At 70.6% G+C, this 19,089-nt stretch carries 15 protein-coding genes; 14 read left to right on the forward strand and 1 reads right to left on the reverse strand.

From position 1 onward, the window contains the following. Window positions 1-194 precede the first annotated feature (194 nt). The 13 genes from AC067A_RS01780 to phnE all read left to right on the forward strand — a co-directional run bounded on the left by AC067A_RS01780 (window position 195) and on the right by phnE (window position 14,044). On the forward strand, window positions 195-1,799 hold the full coding sequence (locus tag AC067A_RS01780; RefSeq protein WP_478613079.1) for a B12-binding domain-containing radical SAM protein: 1,605 nt from the start codon (window positions 195-197) through the stop codon (window positions 1,797-1,799). Window positions 1,800-1,815: 16 nt separating this feature from the next. After that, window positions 1,816-2,412 carry a (S)-2-hydroxypropylphosphonic acid epoxidase gene (gene hppE / locus AC067A_RS01785; protein ID WP_478613081.1) on the forward strand — a complete coding sequence of 199 codons (597 nt, stop codon included), beginning with the start codon at window positions 1,816-1,818 and terminating at the stop codon, window positions 2,410-2,412. A gap of 94 nt (window positions 2,413-2,506) precedes the next feature. Continuing rightward, complete coding sequence (locus AC067A_RS01790) at window positions 2,507-3,136, forward strand: DUF402 domain-containing protein (protein WP_478613083.1); 630 nt, start codon at window positions 2,507-2,509, stop codon at window positions 3,134-3,136. 3 nt (window positions 3,137-3,139) lie between these two features. After that, entirely contained in the window at window positions 3,140-3,940 is an 801-nt protein-coding gene (gene fomA / locus AC067A_RS01795) for a fosfomycin resistance kinase FomA (protein WP_478613086.1), read from the forward strand. Window positions 3,941-3,952: 12 nt separating this feature from the next. Then, the gene (locus AC067A_RS01800) at window positions 3,953-4,945 is read left to right on the forward strand and encodes a FomB family phosphonate monophosphate kinase (RefSeq protein WP_478613088.1); all 993 of its coding nucleotides are present in this window, start codon (window positions 3,953-3,955) and stop codon (window positions 4,943-4,945) included. A gap of 28 nt (window positions 4,946-4,973) precedes the next feature. Continuing rightward, window positions 4,974-6,281 carry a phosphoenolpyruvate mutase gene (gene aepX, locus AC067A_RS01805; RefSeq protein WP_478613091.1) on the forward strand — a complete coding sequence of 436 codons (1,308 nt, stop codon included), beginning with the start codon at window positions 4,974-4,976 and terminating at the stop codon, window positions 6,279-6,281. Beyond that, window positions 6,278-7,474 (forward strand): phosphonopyruvate decarboxylase, encoded by a 1,197-nt coding sequence (gene aepY / locus AC067A_RS01810; RefSeq protein ID WP_478613094.1) that lies wholly within the window; start codon window positions 6,278-6,280, stop codon window positions 7,472-7,474. The genes aepX and aepY overlap by 4 nt, the downstream gene beginning before the upstream one ends. After that, the gene (locus AC067A_RS01815; RefSeq protein WP_478613097.1) at window positions 7,471-8,619 is read left to right on the forward strand and encodes a phosphonoacetaldehyde reductase; all 1,149 of its coding nucleotides are present in this window, start codon (window positions 7,471-7,473) and stop codon (window positions 8,617-8,619) included. The genes aepY and AC067A_RS01815 overlap by 4 nt, the downstream gene beginning before the upstream one ends. Window position 8,620: 1 nt before the next feature. Next, window positions 8,621-9,439, forward strand: coding sequence for a hypothetical protein (locus AC067A_RS01820; protein WP_478613099.1), 819 nt, complete (start codon window positions 8,621-8,623; stop codon window positions 9,437-9,439). Between the two features lie 49 nt (window positions 9,440-9,488). Further along, window positions 9,489-10,406, forward strand: a complete 918-nt coding sequence (locus AC067A_RS01825) for an ArsR/SmtB family transcription factor (protein ID WP_478613102.1) — start codon at window positions 9,489-9,491, stop codon at window positions 10,404-10,406. A 95-nt stretch (window positions 10,407-10,501) separates the two neighbouring features. Continuing rightward, the gene (locus tag AC067A_RS01830; RefSeq protein WP_478613104.1) at window positions 10,502-11,470 is read left to right on the forward strand and encodes a phosphate/phosphite/phosphonate ABC transporter substrate-binding protein; all 969 of its coding nucleotides are present in this window, start codon (window positions 10,502-10,504) and stop codon (window positions 11,468-11,470) included. Window positions 11,471-11,507: 37 nt separating this feature from the next. Then, the gene (locus AC067A_RS01835) at window positions 11,508-12,305 is read left to right on the forward strand and encodes a phosphonate ABC transporter ATP-binding protein (protein ID WP_478613107.1); all 798 of its coding nucleotides are present in this window, start codon (window positions 11,508-11,510) and stop codon (window positions 12,303-12,305) included. After that, on the forward strand, window positions 12,302-14,044 hold the full coding sequence (phnE, locus tag AC067A_RS01840) for a phosphonate ABC transporter, permease protein PhnE (protein WP_478613110.1): 1,743 nt from the start codon (window positions 12,302-12,304) through the stop codon (window positions 14,042-14,044). Before AC067A_RS01835 ends, phnE begins: the two co-directional genes overlap by 4 nt. Window positions 14,045-14,081: 37 nt before the next feature. On the opposite strand, the gene AC067A_RS01845 is transcribed toward phnE, so the two are convergent. Further along, complete coding sequence (locus AC067A_RS01845; protein ID WP_478613113.1) at window positions 14,082-16,277, reverse strand: UvrD-helicase domain-containing protein; 2,196 nt, start codon at window positions 16,275-16,277, stop codon at window positions 14,082-14,084. A 99-nt stretch (window positions 16,278-16,376) separates the two neighbouring features. On the opposite strand from AC067A_RS01845, the gene AC067A_RS01850 reads away from it, so the two are divergent. Further along, window positions 16,377-18,989 carry a GmrSD restriction endonuclease domain-containing protein gene (locus tag AC067A_RS01850; RefSeq protein WP_478613116.1) on the forward strand — a complete coding sequence of 871 codons (2,613 nt, stop codon included), beginning with the start codon at window positions 16,377-16,379 and terminating at the stop codon, window positions 18,987-18,989. Window positions 18,990-19,089 lie beyond the last annotated feature (100 nt).

Below are 19,089 nucleotides of genomic sequence, written 5' to 3' on the forward strand. Positions count from 1 at the left end.
CGCTCGACGCCGGGGGAACGGCGTAATGGGGCGCACCGAATTTTTGTCCTTGATGGTGCAGCGGCTACTGGATGGGCACGTCCGAGCAGTCGGGCGGCGGCGTTTTCACCGGCATTGGAGAGTGGTTTCTCCATGCGTTCATCCAGGCCCATTTCACGAGAAACGCGGCGGTTTTGAGCACTAAACAGAATCTCATGACGATCGGTTCTCTGGGCTCCACCGAGTTCGCCCTGCACGGGAAGCCGGCCATCAGATGGGGCGATCTGCCCCAGCGTGTCGGAAAGCCGGAGTCGCGGCGCTACCAGAAGGTGCTGCTGCTGAATCCCTCGGCCACGCTCTTCCGGCACGACCTCCCACGATGTACGTACCCCCTGGGCCTGGGGTACATCGCGGCCGTCCTCGAGAAGTACGGCTACGAGGTCAAGATCCTGGACGTCTTCGCGGAGGGCTACTACAACGCCCAGCCCGTCGACGGCGACGACCAGTTCCTCCGTTACGGCCTGTCGGACGACGACATCGTCAAGGTGATGAAGGAGTTCGCGCCCGACGTCGTCGGTATCTCGAGCATCTTCAGCAACCAGGCCGACAACGTGCACCACCTGCTGAAACTGGCGGACCTCGTCACGCCCGAGGCCGTCACCGCGATCGGCGGCGCGCACGCGCGCTACTTCCCGAAGGCCTGTCTGGACGACCCGAACCTCGACGCGGTGTTCCTCGGCGAAGGCGAGATGACCTTCCTGCTGTGGATGGAACACCTCAACGGAAACGTGCGCGAGGACGAGGTCCACGGCATCGCGTGGCGTGACCGCGACGGCAAGGTCCAGATCAAGCCCGAGCTGCCGCTGATCAGCTCGATGCGCCCCGAAGGCCCCGAGACGGGCAAGTCCTCTCCCATGCTGAGCATGGCCGGCGAACTGGACCACATCCCGTTCCCCGCCTGGCACCACTACAACATGGAGAAGTACTTCGAGATCAAGGCCTACCAGTCGCCCTACACGGTCGGCTCCCGGGTGGGCCAGCTCTACACCAGCCGCGGCTGCACGGCCCACTGCACCTTCTGCACGACCACCCACTTCTGGGGCCAGAAGCTCCGCCGGCGCAGCGTCCAGGACGTGGTCGACGAGGTCCTCAGGCTGCGTGACGAATACGGAATCGACGAATTCCATATTCAGGACGACAACATCACGAACGACATGGACCACGCCCGCGAGCTGTTCCGCGCGTTCAAGGAAGTCGGCCTCCCCTGGGCGACCCCGCAGGGCACCGCCCTGTGGCGCATGGACGAAGAGCTGCTCGACCTCATGGCGGAGTCGGGCGCCTATCAGGTGACGTTCGCCATCGAGAGCGGCGTGCAGCGAGTCCTCAAGGAACTCATCAAGAAGCCGCTCAATCTCGAACGGACCTCGCACCTCATCAAGTACGCGAGAAGCCTTGGAATGCACGTCCACGGCTTCTTCATCATCGGCATGCCGCCGATGTTCGGAAACGCCGGCGAAAGCATCGAGGAGATGCAGGCGTCCTACGACTATGCCGAGGAAGCCGGATTCAGCAGTGCCTCGTTCTTCGCGGCGTCGCCGATCGTCGGTTCCGAGCTCCTGCGCGAGTGCATTCGCCAGGGGTTCGTGGACCCGGAAGAGTCTCTTTACCGCATGACCTACAAGCAGGGGATCATCAACGTCCCCGGCCTGTGGGACGGCGAGGAGATCGCGGAGCTCGCCGCGAAATTCAACCGGGACTTCAACGCGCGGCGCGACCGGGCCTACACGCCGCAGAAGCAGTGGAACGCAAACCAGTACTGAAATCTGGGAGGGCGAAATGAGCAACACCAAGACGGCGAGCACGGGCTTCGCGGAGCTCCTCAAGGACCGGCGCGAGCAGGTCAAGATGGACCACGCCGCCCTGGCTTCGCTCCTCGGGGAGACCCCCGAGACGGTGGCGGCCTGGGAGAACGGCGAGGGCGGCGAGCTGACGCTCACGCAGCTGGGCAGGATCGCCGACGTGCTCGGCACGTCGATCGGCGCCCTCACCCCGTCGGCGGGCAACGACCTCGACGGCGGCGTCATCATCCAGATGCCCGACGAGCGCCCGATCCTCAAGGGTGTGCGGGACGACGTCGACTACTACGTCTACAACTGTCTCGTCCGCACCAAGCGTGCGCCGTCCCTCGTCCCCCTCGTGGTGGACGTGCTGACGGACGACCCCGACGAGGCGAAGTTCAACTCGGGCCACGCCGGCAACGAGTTCCTCTTCGTGCTCGAGGGCGAGATCCACATGAAGTGGGGCGACAAGGAGAACCCGAAGGAGGCCCTCCTCCCGACCGGCGCGAGCATGTTCGTGGAGGAGCACGTGCCGCACGCCTTCACGGCGGCCAAGGGCACGGGCTCCGCGAAGCTGATCGCCGTCAACTTCTGACCCGGGGAGGTACGGGTGGACACCCTCCACCCGTACCTCGCGGTCCCCTGAGGCAGCCCGGTCTGCCGAGTCGCCGAACGGACGAGACAGGACCATGGCAGAACTCGCCTCCCAGCAAACCCGGTTCGGCACGTTCCCGTTCGGGGCGGTCGTCGAGCGCCGCGACGAACTCGAAGGGCGGCCGTGGATCTCGTATCCCGTCCGCGTGGTGGCCGACACCCCCGAGCTCGTCGCCGTCTACCTGTCGCACGGCACCCTGCTCACCTTCGGCGACGGCCCCTTCGGCTGGGGCCCCCACCCCTGGCAGCTGTTCGGCGACCGGTGGCAGAGCGCGGGGATCCTGCAACTGCACCGCCCCGGGCGCGGGCACTCCGTCTGGGTGCTCAGGGACGCCGCCACCGGTGCGTTCCGGGAGTGGTACGTGAACGTGGAAGCGCCCTGGCGGAGGACCCCCACCGGCTTCAGCACGCTGGACCACGAGATCGACCTCGTCGTCCCGGCGGACTCGCGGGCCCTCCGCTGGAAGGACGTGGAGAAGTTCGAGGAGCGGGCCCGGATCGGGCACTTCGCGCCCGAGGAGGCCACCGCGATCCGGGCGGAGGCGGCGGACGTCGCGCGGGAGATCGCCGCCGGCGAGCAGTGGTGGGACCCGAGCTGGTCGCGGTGGGAGCCGCCGGCCGGGTGGCACGCCCTCTTGCAGAGTTTCGAGACCGAAGGATCCTAGGGAATGACGCCCGATTTCTTGGCCATCAAGGTTGGCGGCAGCCTGTTCTCCCGGAAGGACGAACCCGGCAGCCTGGACGACGACGCGGTGACGCGCTTCGCCGCGCACTTCGCCCGGCTCGCCGAGACCTACCGGGGCCGGATGGTCCTCATCAGCGGCGGCGGCGCCTTCGGCCACGGAGCCATCCGCGACCACGACACCGACCACGCGTTCTCCCTCGCCGGCCTGACCGAGGCCACCTTCGAGGTGAAGAAGCGGTGGGCCGAGAAGCTCCGGGGGATCGGCGTGGACGCCTTCCCGCTCCAGCTGGCGGCCCTGTGCACGCTCCGCAACGGGATACCGCAGCTCCGGTCGGAGGTCCTCCGGGCCGTCCTCGACCACGGCGCGCTGCCCGTCCTCGCGGGCGACGCCCTGTTCGACGAGCACGGCAAGCTGTGGGCGTTCTCCAGCGACCGCGTCCCCGAGGTCCTCCTGCCCATGGTCGAGGGACGCCTCCGGGTCGTCACCCTGACCGACGTCGACGGCATCGTCACCGACGGCGCCGGCGGCGACACGATCCTTCCCGAGGTCGACGCCCGGTCTCCCGAGCAGGCGTACGCCGCGCTCTGGGGCAGCAGCGAATGGGACGCCACGGGCGCCATGCACACCAAGCTCGACGCACTGGTCACCTGCGCCCGGCGCGGTGCCGAGTGCTTCATCATGCGGGGGCACCCCGGCAGTGACCTGGAGTTCCTGACCGCCCCCCACTCCTCCTGGCCGGCGCACGTGCGGTCCACCAGGATCACCACGACTGCTTCTGCGTAAGGGGAACGGTCCATGCTCGAGAACCTCACGATCCGCAGCAGCCGCGTCGTCGACCTCAACCTGGTCAAGGTCAGGCTGTCCACCAACCTCGAGGAGTTCGCGGCGTACTCCTACTTCTCGGCCTTCGCCGAGGACGAGTCCGCGCCCGCCGACTACGAGGTCGTCTGCGTCGACCTGGACCGGGACGACATCCCGGCCGAGCTGTACGCCGACCGGACCGACCGGACCTTCCGCGGCAAGCGGTTCAAGGGCGGCTACTACCTCGTCCACTACTTCGGCGAGCCCGCCCACCTCGTCACCGTGGGCCGCACGTTCTACGTGTTCGGCAGGTCCCTCGAGAAGACCGTCTGGCCCTACTTCGTCAAGCACATCCTGACCGTCTTCTCCGCGGACCACGGCTACCTGCACCTGAAGGCCGCGGGCTTCGAACTGCCCGGCGCCGGAGCCACCCTGCTCGTCGGGCGCAACGGCGCGGGAAAGACCGTCTTCCTGGCCCAGGCGTGCCTGAGCGGCGCCCGGTTCCTCAGCAACACCCACACGCTGGTCAGGGACGGGGTCGCCCACGGCGTCCCCTCCTCGATCCGGGTGCGCCGCGACCAGTGCTTCGGTGAACTCATCGACAAGCACGACCTGACGGCGCACATGGAGTCGGGCGACTACGTCACGGACTCCTCGACTCTCTTCGAGAGTCCGCAGATCGGCACGGCACGCGTCCGGAACGTCGTCATCGTCGACTACGACCCCGCACGCCCCCAGGGCCTCATGCCGATCTCGCCGGCCGCGGCCGGCACCTTCATGGAGCAGTTCTCCTTCGCGGTCACCACCTACGGCCTCAAGGACGATCTGCTCGCCCACCACGGGGACTTCGACACCTACGTCGACTCCCTGGCCCGGATGCGGGCGCAGCTGACCGAACTGGTCGAGGGCGCGCGCTGCTACCGGGCCAACGCAGACATGCTGGCCAAGGAAGTCCGGGATTCGACGCTCGAGCAGCTTGCCGAATGACAGGCCTTAGTAGGGGAGTAACTTTCTGATGAACCGGCCGATCGTCTACGTCGGTATGAGTGCCGACCTCATCCACCCGGGCCACATCAACATCCTGTCCCGGGCCGCCGAGCTCGGCGACATCACCATCGGTCTGCTGACCGATGCCGCGATCGCCAGTTACAAGCGCCTGCCGCACATGACGTACGAGCAGCGCAAGGCCGTCGTCGAGAACCTCAAGGGCGTCGCCGCCGTGGTCCCGCAGCGGACCCTGGACTACGCCGAGAACCTCCGCTCGGTCCGCCCCGACTTCGTCGTCCACGGCGACGACTGGCAGACGGGCGTGCAGCGCCACACCCGCGAGCGGGTCATCGAGGTGCTGTCGGAGTGGGGCGGGAAGCTCGTCGAGATCCCGTACACGCCGGGCATCTCCTCGACCCGCCTGCACTCCTCCGTCAAGGAGGTCGGCACCACGCCCAACGTCCGGCTGTCCCGGCTGCGCCGGCTGCTCGACAGCAAGGACATCGTCCGGATCCTCGAGGTGCACAACGGCCTGACGGGCCTGATCATCGAGAACTCCAAGGTCATGGTGGACAACCAGGCCCGCGAGTTCGACGGCATGTGGTCCTCCTCCCTCACCGACTCCCTCGCCCGGGGCAAGCCGGACACCGAGGCCGTCGACGTCTCCTCCCGGCTGCAGATGGTGAACGAGCTCTTCGAGGTCACCACCAAGCCGCTGGTCTTCGACGGCGACACGGGCGGCAAGCCCGAGCACTTCGGCTTCACGGTCCGCTCCCTGGAGCGGCTCGGCGTCTCCGCCGTCATCGTCGAGGACAAGGAGGGGCTCAAGCGCAACTCCCTCTTCGGGACCGACGTGCCGCAGACCCAGTCCAGCGTCGAGGACTTCAGCGAGCGCATCCGGATCGGCAAGCGCGCGCAGATCACCGACGACTTCATGGTCATCGCCCGCATCGAGAGCCTGATCCTGGAGAAGGGCATGGCCGACGCCGTGCACCGCGCGGAGGCGTACGTCGACGCCGGCGCCGACGGCATCATGATCCACAGCCGGCAGTCGGACCCCGCGGAGATCTTCGAGTTCTGCCGCTACTTCGACAAGCTGCCCCGCCGCGTGCCCCTGGTGGTCGTTCCGACCAGCTACAGCAGCGTCCGCGAGTCCGAACTCGCCGACGCCGGCGTCAACATGGTGATCTACGCGAATCACCTCATGCGCGCCGTCTACCCGCAGGTGACCAAGGTCGTCCAGTCGATCCTCCAGCACGGCCGCGCCCACGAGGCCGAGTCCATGCTGGCCTCGATCAAGGACGCCCTGTCGATCATTCCGGAGAACGCCGGATGATCCGGCCCGACGTCCTCGCGGGGCACCTGGCGGCCGAAGGGGTCTCCCTGTACTGCGGCGTTCCGGACAGCCTGCTCAAGGAGTTCAACGCCTACGTCGGCGACGGCGCGTCCGGCGTCGACCACGTGATCGCCGCGAACGAGGGGAACGCCGTCGGCCTGGCCGTCGGCCACTACCTCCGCACGGGCGACCCCGCCGTGGTCTACCTGCAGAACTCCGGCATCGGCAACGCGGTGAACCCCCTCACCTCGCTCGCCGACCCCGAGGTGTACGGCATCCCGATGATCCTGCTGATCGGCTGGCGGGGGCAGCCGGGCGTGCCCGACGAGCCCCAGCACCGCAAGCAGGGGCGGATCATGCCGGCACTCCTGGACGCCCTCGAACTGCCCTGGTCGGTGCTGCCCGCCGACGAGGAGGAGGCCGGCGCCGCCGTACGGAAGGCCGTCGCGCACTCCGTCGCCGAGCGCACCCCCTACGCCTTCCTCGTGGAGAAGGGGACCTTCGCCCCGGCGGGCGTCCCCGCCGCCGTCCCGGCCACCGGGCCGGCACCCGGAGACGGGGCCGGGACCGGTGGGACGGCGGTTCCCGTGGCCGCGCTGCCCACCCGGGAGGAGGCGCTGGGCGCCCTGATCGCCGGGATCGGCGGCGGGCAGGTCGTGGTGTCCACGACCGGCATGCTCAGCCGCGAGCTGTACGAGCACCGGGTGCGGTCCGGCGCCGGGACGGAGATCGACTTCCTCACCGTGGGAGGCATGGGGCACGCCAGCTCCATCGCCCTGGGCATCGCGCTGCGCGAACGCGAGCGCGAGGTCTGGTGCCTCGACGGCGACGGGGCGCTCCTCATGCACCTGGGAGCCCTCCCCGTCATCGCCGGGCACGGCCCGTCCTCGTACTTCCACGTCGTGTTCAACAACGGCGTGCACGACAGCGTCGGGGGCCAGCCCACCTCCATCGACCGGGTGGACGTGCCGGCCCTCGCCAGGAACTCCGGCTACCGGCACGCCGCCACCCTGTCCTCCCTGGAGGACCTGCCGGGCGAGCTGGCCCGGCTGCGCGCGACCGGCGGCCCCGCGCTGCTCGAACTGCGGGTCAGGCCCGGCAGCCGCGGCGACCTCGGGCGCCCCGCCGTCACCCCGGCGGAGAGCGGGGCAGCCGTCCTGCGCGCGCTCACGGAGCGGGTGACGCCGTCGTGAGTCCGCGCCGTCCCGTCGTCCGCTACGGCCGGGGTGCCATCGCGTCGCTGCCGCAGCTGGTGGAGGGGCTCGGCGCGACCCGGGTGCTCGTGGTGCACGGCGCCCACTCGTTCGAGGCCTCGGGCGCGTCACGGATGCTGGAGTCGTTCGACCCCCGCACCGCGGTCCACCGCTGGCACGACTTCTCGCCCAACCCCGCCGTCGACGACGTGGCCCGCGGCCTCGACGTCGTCCGGGACCTGCGACCGGACGCCGTCGTCGGCGTCGGCGGCGGCAGCGCCATGGACATGGCCAAGCTCCTCTGCGCCCTCGACGGCGTGCCCCGAGCGGACCTGGAGGACCGGGTCCGCTCCGGAGCCGCGGCCGGCACCCGGCGCATGGGACTCGTCCTGGCACCCACCACCTCGGGATCCGGCAGCGAGGCCACCCACTTCGCCGTGGTGTACGTCGGCGACGCGAAACACTCCGTGGCCGGCCCCGGCCTGCTGCCGGACGCCGCGGTCCTCGACCCCGCCCTCACCGGGAGCGGCTCGCCCCACCAGCGCGCCGCGTCCGGCGTGGACGCGATCACGCAGGGCATCGAGAGCCTCTGGGCCGTCGGCGGCGACGACGAGAGCCGCGGCCTGGCCCGGCGCGGCCTGCGGCTGCTCCTCGCCGGCATCGAGGAGTTCGTCGCCGCGCCGCACCCCGGCGCCGCGCGCTCCATGGCGGTGGGCAGCCACCTCGTCGGGCGCGCCATCAACCGCTCCAAGACGACGGGCGCGCACGCCCTCTCGTACCGGATGACCAGCCGCTACGGCGTCAGCCACGGCCACGCCGTGGCGCTGAGCCTCGGCGCCTTCCTGGACGCCCACGCCCGCGCGGGCGACTCGGACCTGCGCACGTCCGTCCGGCCGTCGGAGTACCGGCGCGCCCTCGACGACATCGCCGGGGTGCTCGGCGCCTCCGGGCCCGCCGAGTCCGGCGCCCGCTTCGTGGCCCTCGCACGGCGGATCGGCCTCCCGATGCGCCTCTCCGACGTGGGCGTGCGGACCGAGCCCGAGGTCCGCGACCTGGCCGCCGCCGTGAACGCCGAGCGCCTGGACAACAACCCGGTTCGTTTCTCCCGGGACGAACTCGCCGACCTTCTCATGAGGTGTTCCTGAGATGCTCATGTCGTACGGGAGAACGGACCCGGAGACGAACGGTCCCGCCACCGACTGGCTCACCCCGCTCCGGGAGCGCGACCTCGTCCCCGCCGGCGTCCTGGCCGCGTTCGTCGTCGGGTCCGCCGCCCGCGGCTGGCACAACGCCCGCAGCGACTTCGACATCTACGTCGTCACCGCCGTCGAGTGCGCCGGCTCCGCCGACCGGCCCGGCAGCCCCGTGCCCCTCGACCCGCCGTACGTGACCAGCGAGGTCTTCTACCGCCAGGACCGGCGCTGGGAGGTCACCTACTGGCTGGAGTCCCAGATCGGCCAGGTCCTCTCCAAGATCTCCTGGGAGGCCTGCGAGGACGGCCGCATCACCGACGAGACCCTCACCCGCACCGAGGAACTCCTCCTGGCCCACCTGGAGACCTGCTGCCCGATCCTCGGCGAGGACTGGATCGACAGGACCCGCGAACGCCTGGTCGACTCCGCGTTCCGGTCCTTCGTCGTCGTCCGCTCCCTCGGGGCGACCGACGACGCCGTCGAGGACGCCCTCGGCCAGCTGGAGGCCGGCGACCTGGAAAGCGCCACCATCTCCGCCCGCGTCGCCTTCGGCCACGCCGTCGACGCCCTCCTCGAAGCCGAGGGGGAGTACGGAAGCCACCTCCCGAAGTGGCGCGCCCACCGCTTCCGGGCCGCCGCGCCCGAGGGGTTCCCGTTCGACCGCTACTGGGAGATCGAGACCATGCAGGGCTACGACCCGGCCGACCCCCGGCCGTGGATCAAGGAGGTCCTGACCCTCTGTCAGGACATCGCCATCCGGGTGACGGTGTGATCACGCGGGCCGTCGCGGGACGGCACCACGCGAGCGGGGCGGTCGCCCCGTGATCCGCCTCACCGTCGACGACGCCACCCTGAGCACCATCCGCCTCTCCTTCAGCCCCCTCTGGGAGACCATCGGAAGCCTCGGCATCCTGGCCCGCTACCGGGGCGCCGCCCCCTCGCCGTACGCGGACTGGGCGCGCCGCGTCCGCAACAGGCTGCCTGACGAACTCGTACGGACCCTGGTCGAACCGCTGCGCAGCGGCGACCCGCGGCTCTTCCCGCCGGGCTTCGTGGCCCTGCCCGATCCGACGCGCAACACCCTGGCGGCCGAGCTGGCCCACGTACGCGAGACGCACGCCGGCGACCCCGCCGCCGACCGGCTCCTCACCGCCCTCGAGGAGTACTGGGACCTCGCCGTCGCCCCGTACTGGAACTCCATCCGCTCCTCCCTCGAAGAGGAGATCCTCTTCCGCGGCCGCACCCTCGCCGTCGCCGGCGTCGAGCCCATGCTCACCGAGCTCGGCGGCCGCGTCTCGTGGTCACGGCCCGTCCTCACCGCCCCGTACCACCGGGACATGGACCTCTCCGTCACCCGCTCCAAACTGCTCCTCGTCCCGACCGTCTTCGCCGGCGGCCTGCGCCTCTTCCACCAGGAGCAGGCCGTGGTGGCCATGTCCTACCAGGCGCGCGCCACCGGGTACTTCCACGTCCTCACCGCCCGAGAGCCCGCCCAGGCCGCCGAGGACCGGCTCGCGCTGCTCCTCGGCAAGAGCAGGGCCCAGGTCGTCCGCGCCCTGGACGAGCCGAGGACCACCACGGCGATGGCCCAGTCCCTGGGCATGGCCAAGAGCACCGTCTCCCAGCACCTGGCCGTCCTGAACGACTCGGGCATCGTCTGGAAGCAGCGCCTGGGAGGACGGGTCTTCTACCAGCTCGACCAGAGCGGGATCACCCTCCTGCGGGAGCTGGGGATCTGACCCCGAGGGCCCGTCCCGGCCCGCGCGCCCGGCCGGTCCCGGGTGCCCGCCGCCCGTCCCACCCCGTCCTTTCACGCCGCGAAGAAAGCACCGACATGCCTGACACGAAGCACGGCCCCACCGCCCGCCTCCGCGCCGTCGCCCAGGGCGCCGCCGCGCTCGCCCTCACCCTGGGTCTCACCGCGTGCGGTGCCAGCGCCGTCTCGGCCGGAGGCGACGACTCCGGCAAGGGGCGCGACCCCGAGGAACTGGTCCTGGCCACCGTGCCCGACGAGAGCTCGTCGAGCGTCCGGTCCGAGTACGCGCCGCTGGCGAAGATGCTGGAGAAGGAGACCGGCAGGAAGGTGCGGATCGAGAAGGCGACGACGTACGCCTCCGTCATCGAGGGGCAGCGGGCCGGCAAGATCGACATCGCCATGCACGGCCCCCTCTCGTACGTGGTGGCCCGTCGCAGCGGCGTCAAGGCCACCCCGATCGCGGCCCAGGTCAAGACCAAGGACGCCGACTCCGGCTACCGCTCGTACGGCATCGTCAAGAGCGACTCCCCCGTGAAGGACCTGGCCGGCTACAAGGGCAGGAAGGTCTGCTTCGTCGACCCCACCTCCACCTCCGGCTACCTCTACCCGGTGGCCGGCCTCAGCGAGGCCGGCGTGCAGGAGAAGGAGGTCAAGCCGGTGATGGCGGGCGGCCACGACGCCTCCGCGCTCGCCGTCCTGAGCGGCCAGTGCGACGTCGGCTTCGCCTACGACGCGATGGTCGACAAGCTCCTGGTCGAGCGCAAGCACATGAAGCCCGGCGAACTGAGGATCGTCTGGAAGTCCGACGTCATCCCCGGCTCGCCCCTGACCGTCAGCGACGACCTCACCCCCGACCTGAAGGCCAAGATCACCCAGGCGTTCCGCACCAAGGCGAACGCCGACTACCTCCAGCAGAACGGCTACTGCGCCGGCGACGCCTGCAAGATCGACGGCTACTGGGGCTTCACCCCCACGGACGACGCCGACTTCGAGAGCGTGCGCGAGGTGTGCGGCCGCGTCGGCGAGGACCAGTGCGTCGCCAACTGACCGGACGGGTACGAGCGACCGAAGGGCACGGGGGCCGATGAAGAAGGAAGAATCCGTTGTCCGCCTGACCGGGGTGGGCAAGGCGTTCGCAGGACACACCAGAGAGGTACGCGCCCTGGACGGCGTGTCCTTCGACGTCCCGGCGGGCCAGTTCGTCGCCCTCCTCGGCCCCTCCGGCTCCGGCAAGTCGACGCTGCTGCACCTCCTCAACGGCCTGCAGAAGCCCACCTCCGGCGTCGCCACCGTCCTGGGCGTCGACCCCAGCCGCTCCGGCAAAGCCGACCTGCGCGCCCTCCGCCGCCAAGTCGGCTTCATCTTCCAGGACTTCGGACTCGTCGGCATGCGCAGCGTCCTGGAGAACGTCTGCTCCGGCGCACTCGGCCGGCTCCGCGGCCCCCGCTCCGGCCTCCTCATGTACCCGCGCGGACTCCGCGAGCAGGCCCTCGCCCAACTCGACCGCGTCGGCCTCGCCGACCAGGCCTTCCAGCGGACCGACACCCTCTCCGGCGGCCAGCAGCAACGCGTCGGCATCGCCCGCGCGCTGATGCAGCAGCCCCGCATCCTCCTCGCCGACGAACCCGTCAGCTCCCTCGACCCCCTGTCCTCACGGCAGGTCATGGAACTCGTCGCCGACATCGGCCGCACGGAGTCCCTCACCACCATCTGCACCCTCCACCAGGTCGACACCGCCCTGACCTGGGCCGACCGCGTCATCGGCCTCAACACCGGCCGCGTCGTCCTCGACAGCCCCACCGCCGACGTCCGCGACACCGACATCGCCCGCCTCTACCAGGGCCCCCAGGAGCCCGCCGTCCTGGCCGGTGCACCGTCGTGACCACACCCACCGAGGTCCGCGACCTCCCCACGCGTCCGCCGTCCCCCCACGCCGCACGCCCCGGCCCCCACCGGGGCGTGCGGCTCCTGCCCCACCTGAGCCTCCTGGCCCTCGCCGCCACCGCCTGCTGGGCCCTCGTCGACCTGCGCATCAACGTCGCCACCCTGATCGACGGTTTCCACAACGCGGTGGCCTTCGCCGGCCGCATGCTCCCCCTGGACTTCCCGCCCCTCGCCGACGTCGCGCGCCTCGCCGGCCAGACCCTCTCGACGGCCCTCTGCGCGACCCTGCTCGCCCTCCTGCTCAGCGTCCCCGTCAGCCTGCTCGCCGCCCGCAACCTCACGCCCCACCGCTACGCCTCCGGCGCCGCCCGGGCCCTCATCGTCCTCGCCCGCGCCGTCCCCGACGTCATCATGGCCATCGTCGCCGTCCGGATCTTCGGCCTCGGCGCCACCGCCGGCATCATCGCCATGGGCCTCCACTCCGTCGGCATGGTCGGCAAGCTCTACGCCGACGTCCTCGAGGAGACCCCCGAAGGTCCCCGCCGGGCCCTCCGCTCCGCCGGCTCCTCCTACCCCCAGGAACTGACCTCCGCCGTCCTCCCGCACGTCCTCCCCTCCTTCACCGCCACCGCCCTCCACCGCCTCGACGTCAACCTCCGCTCCTCCGTCCTCCTCGGCTTCGTCGGCGTCGGCGGCCTCGGCTACGAGATCGCCCAGTCCTTCCAGCGCCTCGACTACCGCCGCGGCATGGCCCTCGCCCTCGTCGTCCTCCTCCTCTGCCTCGCCATGGAGCTCCTCTCCGGAACCATCCGCCGAGCCCTCCTCCCCCACACCAGGACCACCCGCCCCCGCCGCCGCCCCACCGCCCTGCCGGCCCAGCGAACATCCGAGGCCACGACCGCGGCCACGACGGGAACCCAGGGCACGACGGGCGACGGCGGCCCCCCGGCCCGACGCCCGGTCACCCCGCCCTGGACCCCGGCACGCCTGCGACGCTGGCTGTACGGCGCGGTCACGGCGGCGGTCCTCGTCGCGGCCGTCAGGGGAGCGGAACTCTCACCGGAGCAACTCCTCGCCGGACTGGGCAACGTCCCCACGGTCCTGGGCCACTACCTGCCGCCGACGGCCCCGGGCGGCATGGCGAACCTGCTCGACGCCCTGTGGGTCACGGTGAAGACGGCCCTCGCGGGCACACTGCTCGGCATGGCCCTCGCGCTGCCGGTCGGCGTACTGGCGGCGCCGAACGTCTCACCCTGGCCGCGGCTCTCCCCGGCGTTCCGCACGCTGACCGTCGCGATCAGGGGCGTCCCCGAGATCGTGCTGGCCATCGTGCTCGTCGTGATCACCGGTCTCGGCCCGGTGGCCGGCGCCCTCGCCCTGGCCGTCGGCTCCCTCGGCTTCCTCGGCAAACTCACCGCCGACTCCCTCGAGGAACTGGACCCCGGCCCCACCCGCGCCCTCACCGCGACCGGCGCGTCCCGCCTCCAGGTCTTCCTCGCCGCCGACTTCCCCCGCGCCCTCCCCGCCGTCCTCGGCCACGTCCTCTACCAACTCGACGTCAACATCCGCTCCGCCGCCCTCCTCGGCGTCGTCGGCGCCGGCGGCATCGGCTACGAACTCCTCAACGCCGCCCGCGTCCTCGAATACGGCCTCGTCACCACCACCGTCCTCCTCCTCCTCACCACCACCCTCCTCCTCGAAGCCTTCTCCACCTGGACCCGCCGCACCTTCACCTGACGGCTTCCTGGCGGCCGAGGCCCGGATTCCGGAAGCGTCAGACGGAGGACTGTTCGGGAAGGAAGGGGCTGGGGTTGCCGTGCCAGGAGACACGCAAGGCGTCCCTCGCCCGTGTGCAGGCGACGAACAGCAGGCTCAGTTCGCTCATGAGGTCCTCCCGGTGCTGCTGCGGGTCGACCTCCTCCGGCGTGAGGGCGCCCTGCATCGGCATGACCGTGTCGTTCACGCCTGCGACGGCCATGCAGCGGAATTCGAGCCCCTTCATCCGGTGCATGGTCCCGATCCGGACTCCGTCACCCGTCACCGATGACGCTCCCAGGACCAGCGTGGGAATGCCCGCCTGGTCCAGGGCCCTGGCGATGTCCTTGCCCAGTTGGACGTACCGCACGGCGACGCCGATCTCGTGGGGCTCGATCCCCGCCTCGGTCCACTCCGAGACCCGGGTGACGAGGCCCGCGATCTCCTCGGGTTTGGTCGCGGCGCCTCCGAGGTCCGGACTCGAGCCGCGATACGCGGACCGGTAGCCGACGAGCGAGTCCTGCCCGCCGTCCATGTCGTCCACCCGGGCGTCCGCCAGCAGCCGGGTCGACCAGGTCAGGATCTCCTTCGTCGTGCGGTAGTTGATGCGAAGGCGGGCGGACCGGCCGGTCACCGAGATGCCGAGACCGCGCAGCGACACCCGGTTGCCGTAGATCCGCTGGTGGGTGTCGCCCGCGATGAAGAGATCGTCGGGACCCGGGGCGACCAGGGCCCGCAGCATGCGCCACTGAGCGGGGTGGAGGTCCTGCGCCTCGTCGATCACCACGTGGCGGAACGGGGAGTCCCCACCTCGCTCCCGGAGGATGCGCGCGGCCTCCGCGCACACCTGGAGGAACGTCCATTCGCCGGCCCGGCGCAACTCACCCGTGAATGCCTCGACGGCGCGCCACACCTGGGCCCGCTTGAGGGGGCTGAGCGCGGTTCCGCGGCCGGTACGGGATGCCTTCAGGTACGCCTCCGGCGACTGGAGGTCCTGGGCCAGGATGACCTGCCGCCATTCCTGGTCGAGGAACACGTCGGTGAAATCGACCGCCAGCTTCTGGGCCGCTCGGCTCCAGCGCGCCAGGATCTCCTTCTGTGCCGCCACCAGGGCCAGTGGCGCGCCGCGGTCCTCCCGGACGATCTGGTTGGCCAGGGCGTCCACGTTGACGACCCTGATCTTCGCCCGAAGCGCGGGCTCGGGGATCAGCAGTTCGAGGTTGCTGCGCAGATCGGCCGCGAGGTCGCGGGTGAACGTGGTCAGGAGGATCGACTCGTCGGGGGCGTCGCCCGGCAGTTGCCGGGCGAGGTGCAGGGCCCGGTGCAGCGCGACCACGGTCTTACCGGTGCCAGGCCCTCCGGTGACGCGTGCCGGACCGGTGTACGAGGAGCGGTAGGCGAGCTTGCGCTGGCTCGGATGGAGAAAGATCCGCCAGGCGTCGAAGGGCCGGGACAGGATGTCCGTCAACTCGTCGGGGCCGGAGACGAGCGCGATCCGTCCCTGGGACCGTGCCATGGCTGCGGAGAAGTCGTCCTGCTCGGGGGGGACCACGGCCGATTCGGCCTGCGGCACCCGGACCTCGCGCGGGAGCTCGGACGGCTGTTCCAGCTGTACGGCGACGACCTCGCGCCACACGTCCTCCGGCTTCATGCCCGCGGCGAGGCCGGCCAGCACGTCGTACTGCTGCTCGGGAAGGACTTTGTGCAGGGCGTCGAGATGGGCCTCGGTGCCCAGATGCCGTACCAGGGGAAGCAGATCGACGTCGATGCCCAGCTTGACCAGGTCCTTGTCGGCGACTCCTTCGAACAGCCGCCGGGCTCGTCCGGCCGCGCTGGGCCGGTCGCCGGCCAGAGCGTCGATGCCGGCGGTCACGCGCTCCAGAGCGACGTCGTCGCGCAACTCGATGCCCTGGGTGGCGGAGTTGAGGGTTGCCCGGTGCTTGACCGCCCATGCGATGGCGTCGTCGTGAGGCATGACCTTGAGCAGGAGGAAGCTGTCCCCCACCTCCGGAGCCAGCACCACGCCCCGCATGAACTGGTTGATGCGGATGGTGCGGATACGCGGGTCGCGAGACTTCTCCAGCTTCTCCAGGTGCAGGCCCGCGTGCCGGTGCTCCCGGAACTTGTCGAAGACCTCGTGCACGCGCTTTTGGACGGGTTTCTCCAACTTGGCGAATTCCAGGAGGAAGTCCTTGTGGATTCCCAGTGTCGCCATGCTGCGCCCCCGGTCGTGCGGCCGTCGATTCCGCTGATCACCGTACCCGGATGCGGCACAATGGCGGGCCCACGGGCAGGAGTCGGGGAGGGGACGCGCGTGCACGCGCAGGAGACGACGTTCAGCAAGCTGGTTCACGGCGAGACGCAGTTCCAGGTCCCGCTGTACCAGCGCACCTACACCTGGCAGCGCGACGAACTGCGGCAGTTGTGGGACGACGTCCTGGAACTCGTCGAGGACGAGTTGGAGGGCAGGGCGCCGGCGGCTCACTTCCTCGGGTCGGTGGTGCTCGCGCCGGAGCGGGTCGCGGCGGGCGGGATGCAGCGATGGCTGGTCGTGGACGGCCAGCAGCGTCTGACCACGCTGATGCTCGCCTTCACCGCGCTGCGGGACCACCACCGTGCTCGGGACCGGGAGAAGAAGGCGGCCCGCATTCACGACCTCGTCCTGGTCAACGGCTACCAGGACGGGAACGACCACTACCGCCTCCTGCCGACGCAGGCCGACCGCGAGGCGTTCGTCGCCTGCGTGGAGTCGCTCCCCACGGCCGGCGGCCCCGGCAACATCGGCGGCGCGTACCGGTTCTTCCTCGCCGCCTTGACCGAGGGGGAGGAGAGCGCGGGCGAGGAATGGGTCCGCGCGGTGGAGTCCGTGCTCAGGGACTTCCTCTCCATCGTGTCGATCACCGCCGCCGAAGGCGACAACGTCTACCGGATCTTCGAGTCCATCAACAACACGGGTGTCGGCCTCAGCCAGAGCGACCTTCTGCGCAACTACCTCTTCATGTGCCTCCCCAAGCGCGGCGAGGCCGTGTACCGCAACCTGTGGCTCCCGATGCAGGACCTGCTGGGCCCGGCCAGGCTGGAGCTGCTCGTCTGGCTCGATCTGGTCGTCGGCGGCGACAACCGGGCCAAGCAGAGCGAGATCTACCGAGACCAGAAGAAGCGTCTCGAACCGCTGAGCGCGGACGAGGGTGCGCTGGAGGCGGAGGTCTCCCGGTTGTACGTGCGGGCCGGACGCCTCATGCGGATCGTCGAGCCGTGGCGGGAGGGCGACCCGGGCCTGCGCGAGGTCCTGGAACGGCTGGCCCGCTGGGGCGGTCAGACCCACTATCCGCTGGCACTGCTCCTGCTGGACCGGCTGGACGCCGGCGACTGCGTCCCCGGGGAGGTGGCCACCGCCCTTTCGTACGCCGAGAGCTACATGGTGCGACGCCTGTTCGCCGGCAACTCCACCACGGGCAACAACCGCACGTTCATGGAACTGCCCAAGGAGGTGGAGAAGGAACTGGACAACGGGCGCTCCCTCGCGGACGCCGTACGCCGTGCCCTGTCCGCCAAGACGGGGACGCGTGTCTGGCCCTCCGACACGGTCACGCGCGAGGCGATCCGCAGCCGCCCCTTCTACAAGTCGGGCCGCTCGAACCAGCGCTTCGAGATTCTGCGCCGGTTCGAGGAGAGCTACGACGCCAGCGAGCCGGTCGACTACGCCAAGGCGAAGCTCACCGTGGAGCACGTGCTGCCCCAGCAGCCCGCCCAGCAGTGGTTCGACCTCCTCGCGGAGGAAGCGGGCGAGGGCGAGAGCCCCGAGGAGCTGCACACCCAACTGGTCCACACGCTCGGCAACCTCACCCTGTCCGGCGACAACGCGCGCCTTTCCAACCACCCCTTCCGCCGCAAGCAGCAGATCCTGGACTCCAGCGCCCTGCGGATGAACCAGTGGATCGCGGGCCGGGAACGCTGGGGGAGGACCGAGATCCTCGCGCGCGCCGAGGAACTGGGGGATCGGGCAGTGGAGTTGTGGCCGGGGCCCGTCGACGGTGTGGTCCACGCGAATGCCGAGTGGGCCGGCTGGGGTGAGCTGCGCCAAGCCCTGCTGAACATGCCGGCGGGTACCTGGACGACCTACGGAGACCTCGCCGCCCTCATCGGCACCCACGCCGTCGCGGTCGGCAACCACGTGGCCACGAGGCCGGCGCTGCACGGGGCCTATCGCGTGCTGATGGCCGACGGAAAGATCTCGCCCGGCTTCCGCTGGCCGGAAGGGCGGGAGGACGCGACGGAGCCGAGGGAGGTCCTGGAGAGCGAGGGCGTGCCGTTCGACGAGTGGGGCCGTGCGCGCCGCTCGCACCGGCTGACGGCGGCGGATCTGGCCACCCTGGTGGGCAAGGACGACTTCGAGGACGAGGCGCCCACTCAGACCCCCGGGGGCCCGGGGGGTTCCGGCGGCGACGGCGAGACCGTGGCCACCCGCTTCGAGACGCTGCTGCGCGACAACCAGACGCCCGGCACGGTGGAGGGAGTGCTCGCGTCCCTGCGGTTCTGGGAGGAACAGGGCGGCTCCCTCGACTACGGGAAGAAGAGCGAGACCAGCTGCTTCCCGATGCTGGTCCTGGGCGGCGCCCGATCCCGTTCGGTGTGGCCCCTCGCCCTGTACCCGGTGACGGGCACCGCCGAGGTGGTCTTCCAGCACCTGAAGCGCCGACCGCCCTTTGACGACGAGCTGCTGCGTCGCGAGCTGATGGCGCGGCTGAACCGCGTGGAGGGCATCGACCTCGCGGAGGCGAAGCTGGACCTGCGTCCCTCGTTCCCGCTGGAGGTCTTCGCCGAACACGGTGGTGAGCTCCGTGGAGTCCTGGAGTGGTTCGTCCACACGGTCGCGCTCGCGGAAGCCCGCCGGCCGATCGACGACGAGCCCGGGGCCCCCGAGTGATCCCGCCCGAGGCGGCCGGGATCCGGCACCGTCCGACCTCGCCGGGCAGCCGGGTCTTCCGCGTGCGGGTGGCCTTGCCGGAGGGAGCGCGCGCCGCCGG

The sequence above is a fragment of the Streptomyces sp. NPDC043176 genome (assembly GCF_056436715.1).

Coding starts and splice junctions, on each gene's coding strand:
- aepY (WP_478613094.1), top strand. CDS start 6,278: ATGATCCGGCCCGACGTCCTCGCGGGGCACCTGGCGGCCGAAGGGGTC.
- AC067A_RS01800 (WP_478613088.1), top strand. CDS start 3,953: ATGCTCGAGAACCTCACGATCCGCAGCAGCCGCGTCGTCGACCTCAAC.
- hppE (WP_478613081.1), top strand. CDS start 1,816: ATGAGCAACACCAAGACGGCGAGCACGGGCTTCGCGGAGCTCCTCAAG.
- AC067A_RS01790 (WP_478613083.1), top strand. CDS start 2,507: ATGGCAGAACTCGCCTCCCAGCAAACCCGGTTCGGCACGTTCCCGTTC.
- AC067A_RS01835 (WP_478613107.1), top strand. CDS start 11,508: ATGAAGAAGGAAGAATCCGTTGTCCGCCTGACCGGGGTGGGCAAGGCG.
- AC067A_RS01845 (WP_478613113.1), bottom strand. CDS start 16,277: ATGGCGACACTGGGAATCCACAAGGACTTCCTCCTGGAATTCGCCAAG.
- aepX (WP_478613091.1), top strand. CDS start 4,974: ATGAACCGGCCGATCGTCTACGTCGGTATGAGTGCCGACCTCATCCAC.
- fomA (WP_478613086.1), top strand. CDS start 3,140: ATGACGCCCGATTTCTTGGCCATCAAGGTTGGCGGCAGCCTGTTCTCC.
- AC067A_RS01780 (WP_478613079.1), top strand. CDS start 195: ATGACGATCGGTTCTCTGGGCTCCACCGAGTTCGCCCTGCACGGGAAG.
- AC067A_RS01820 (WP_478613099.1), top strand. CDS start 8,621: ATGCTCATGTCGTACGGGAGAACGGACCCGGAGACGAACGGTCCCGCC.
- AC067A_RS01830 (WP_478613104.1), top strand. CDS start 10,502: ATGCCTGACACGAAGCACGGCCCCACCGCCCGCCTCCGCGCCGTCGCC.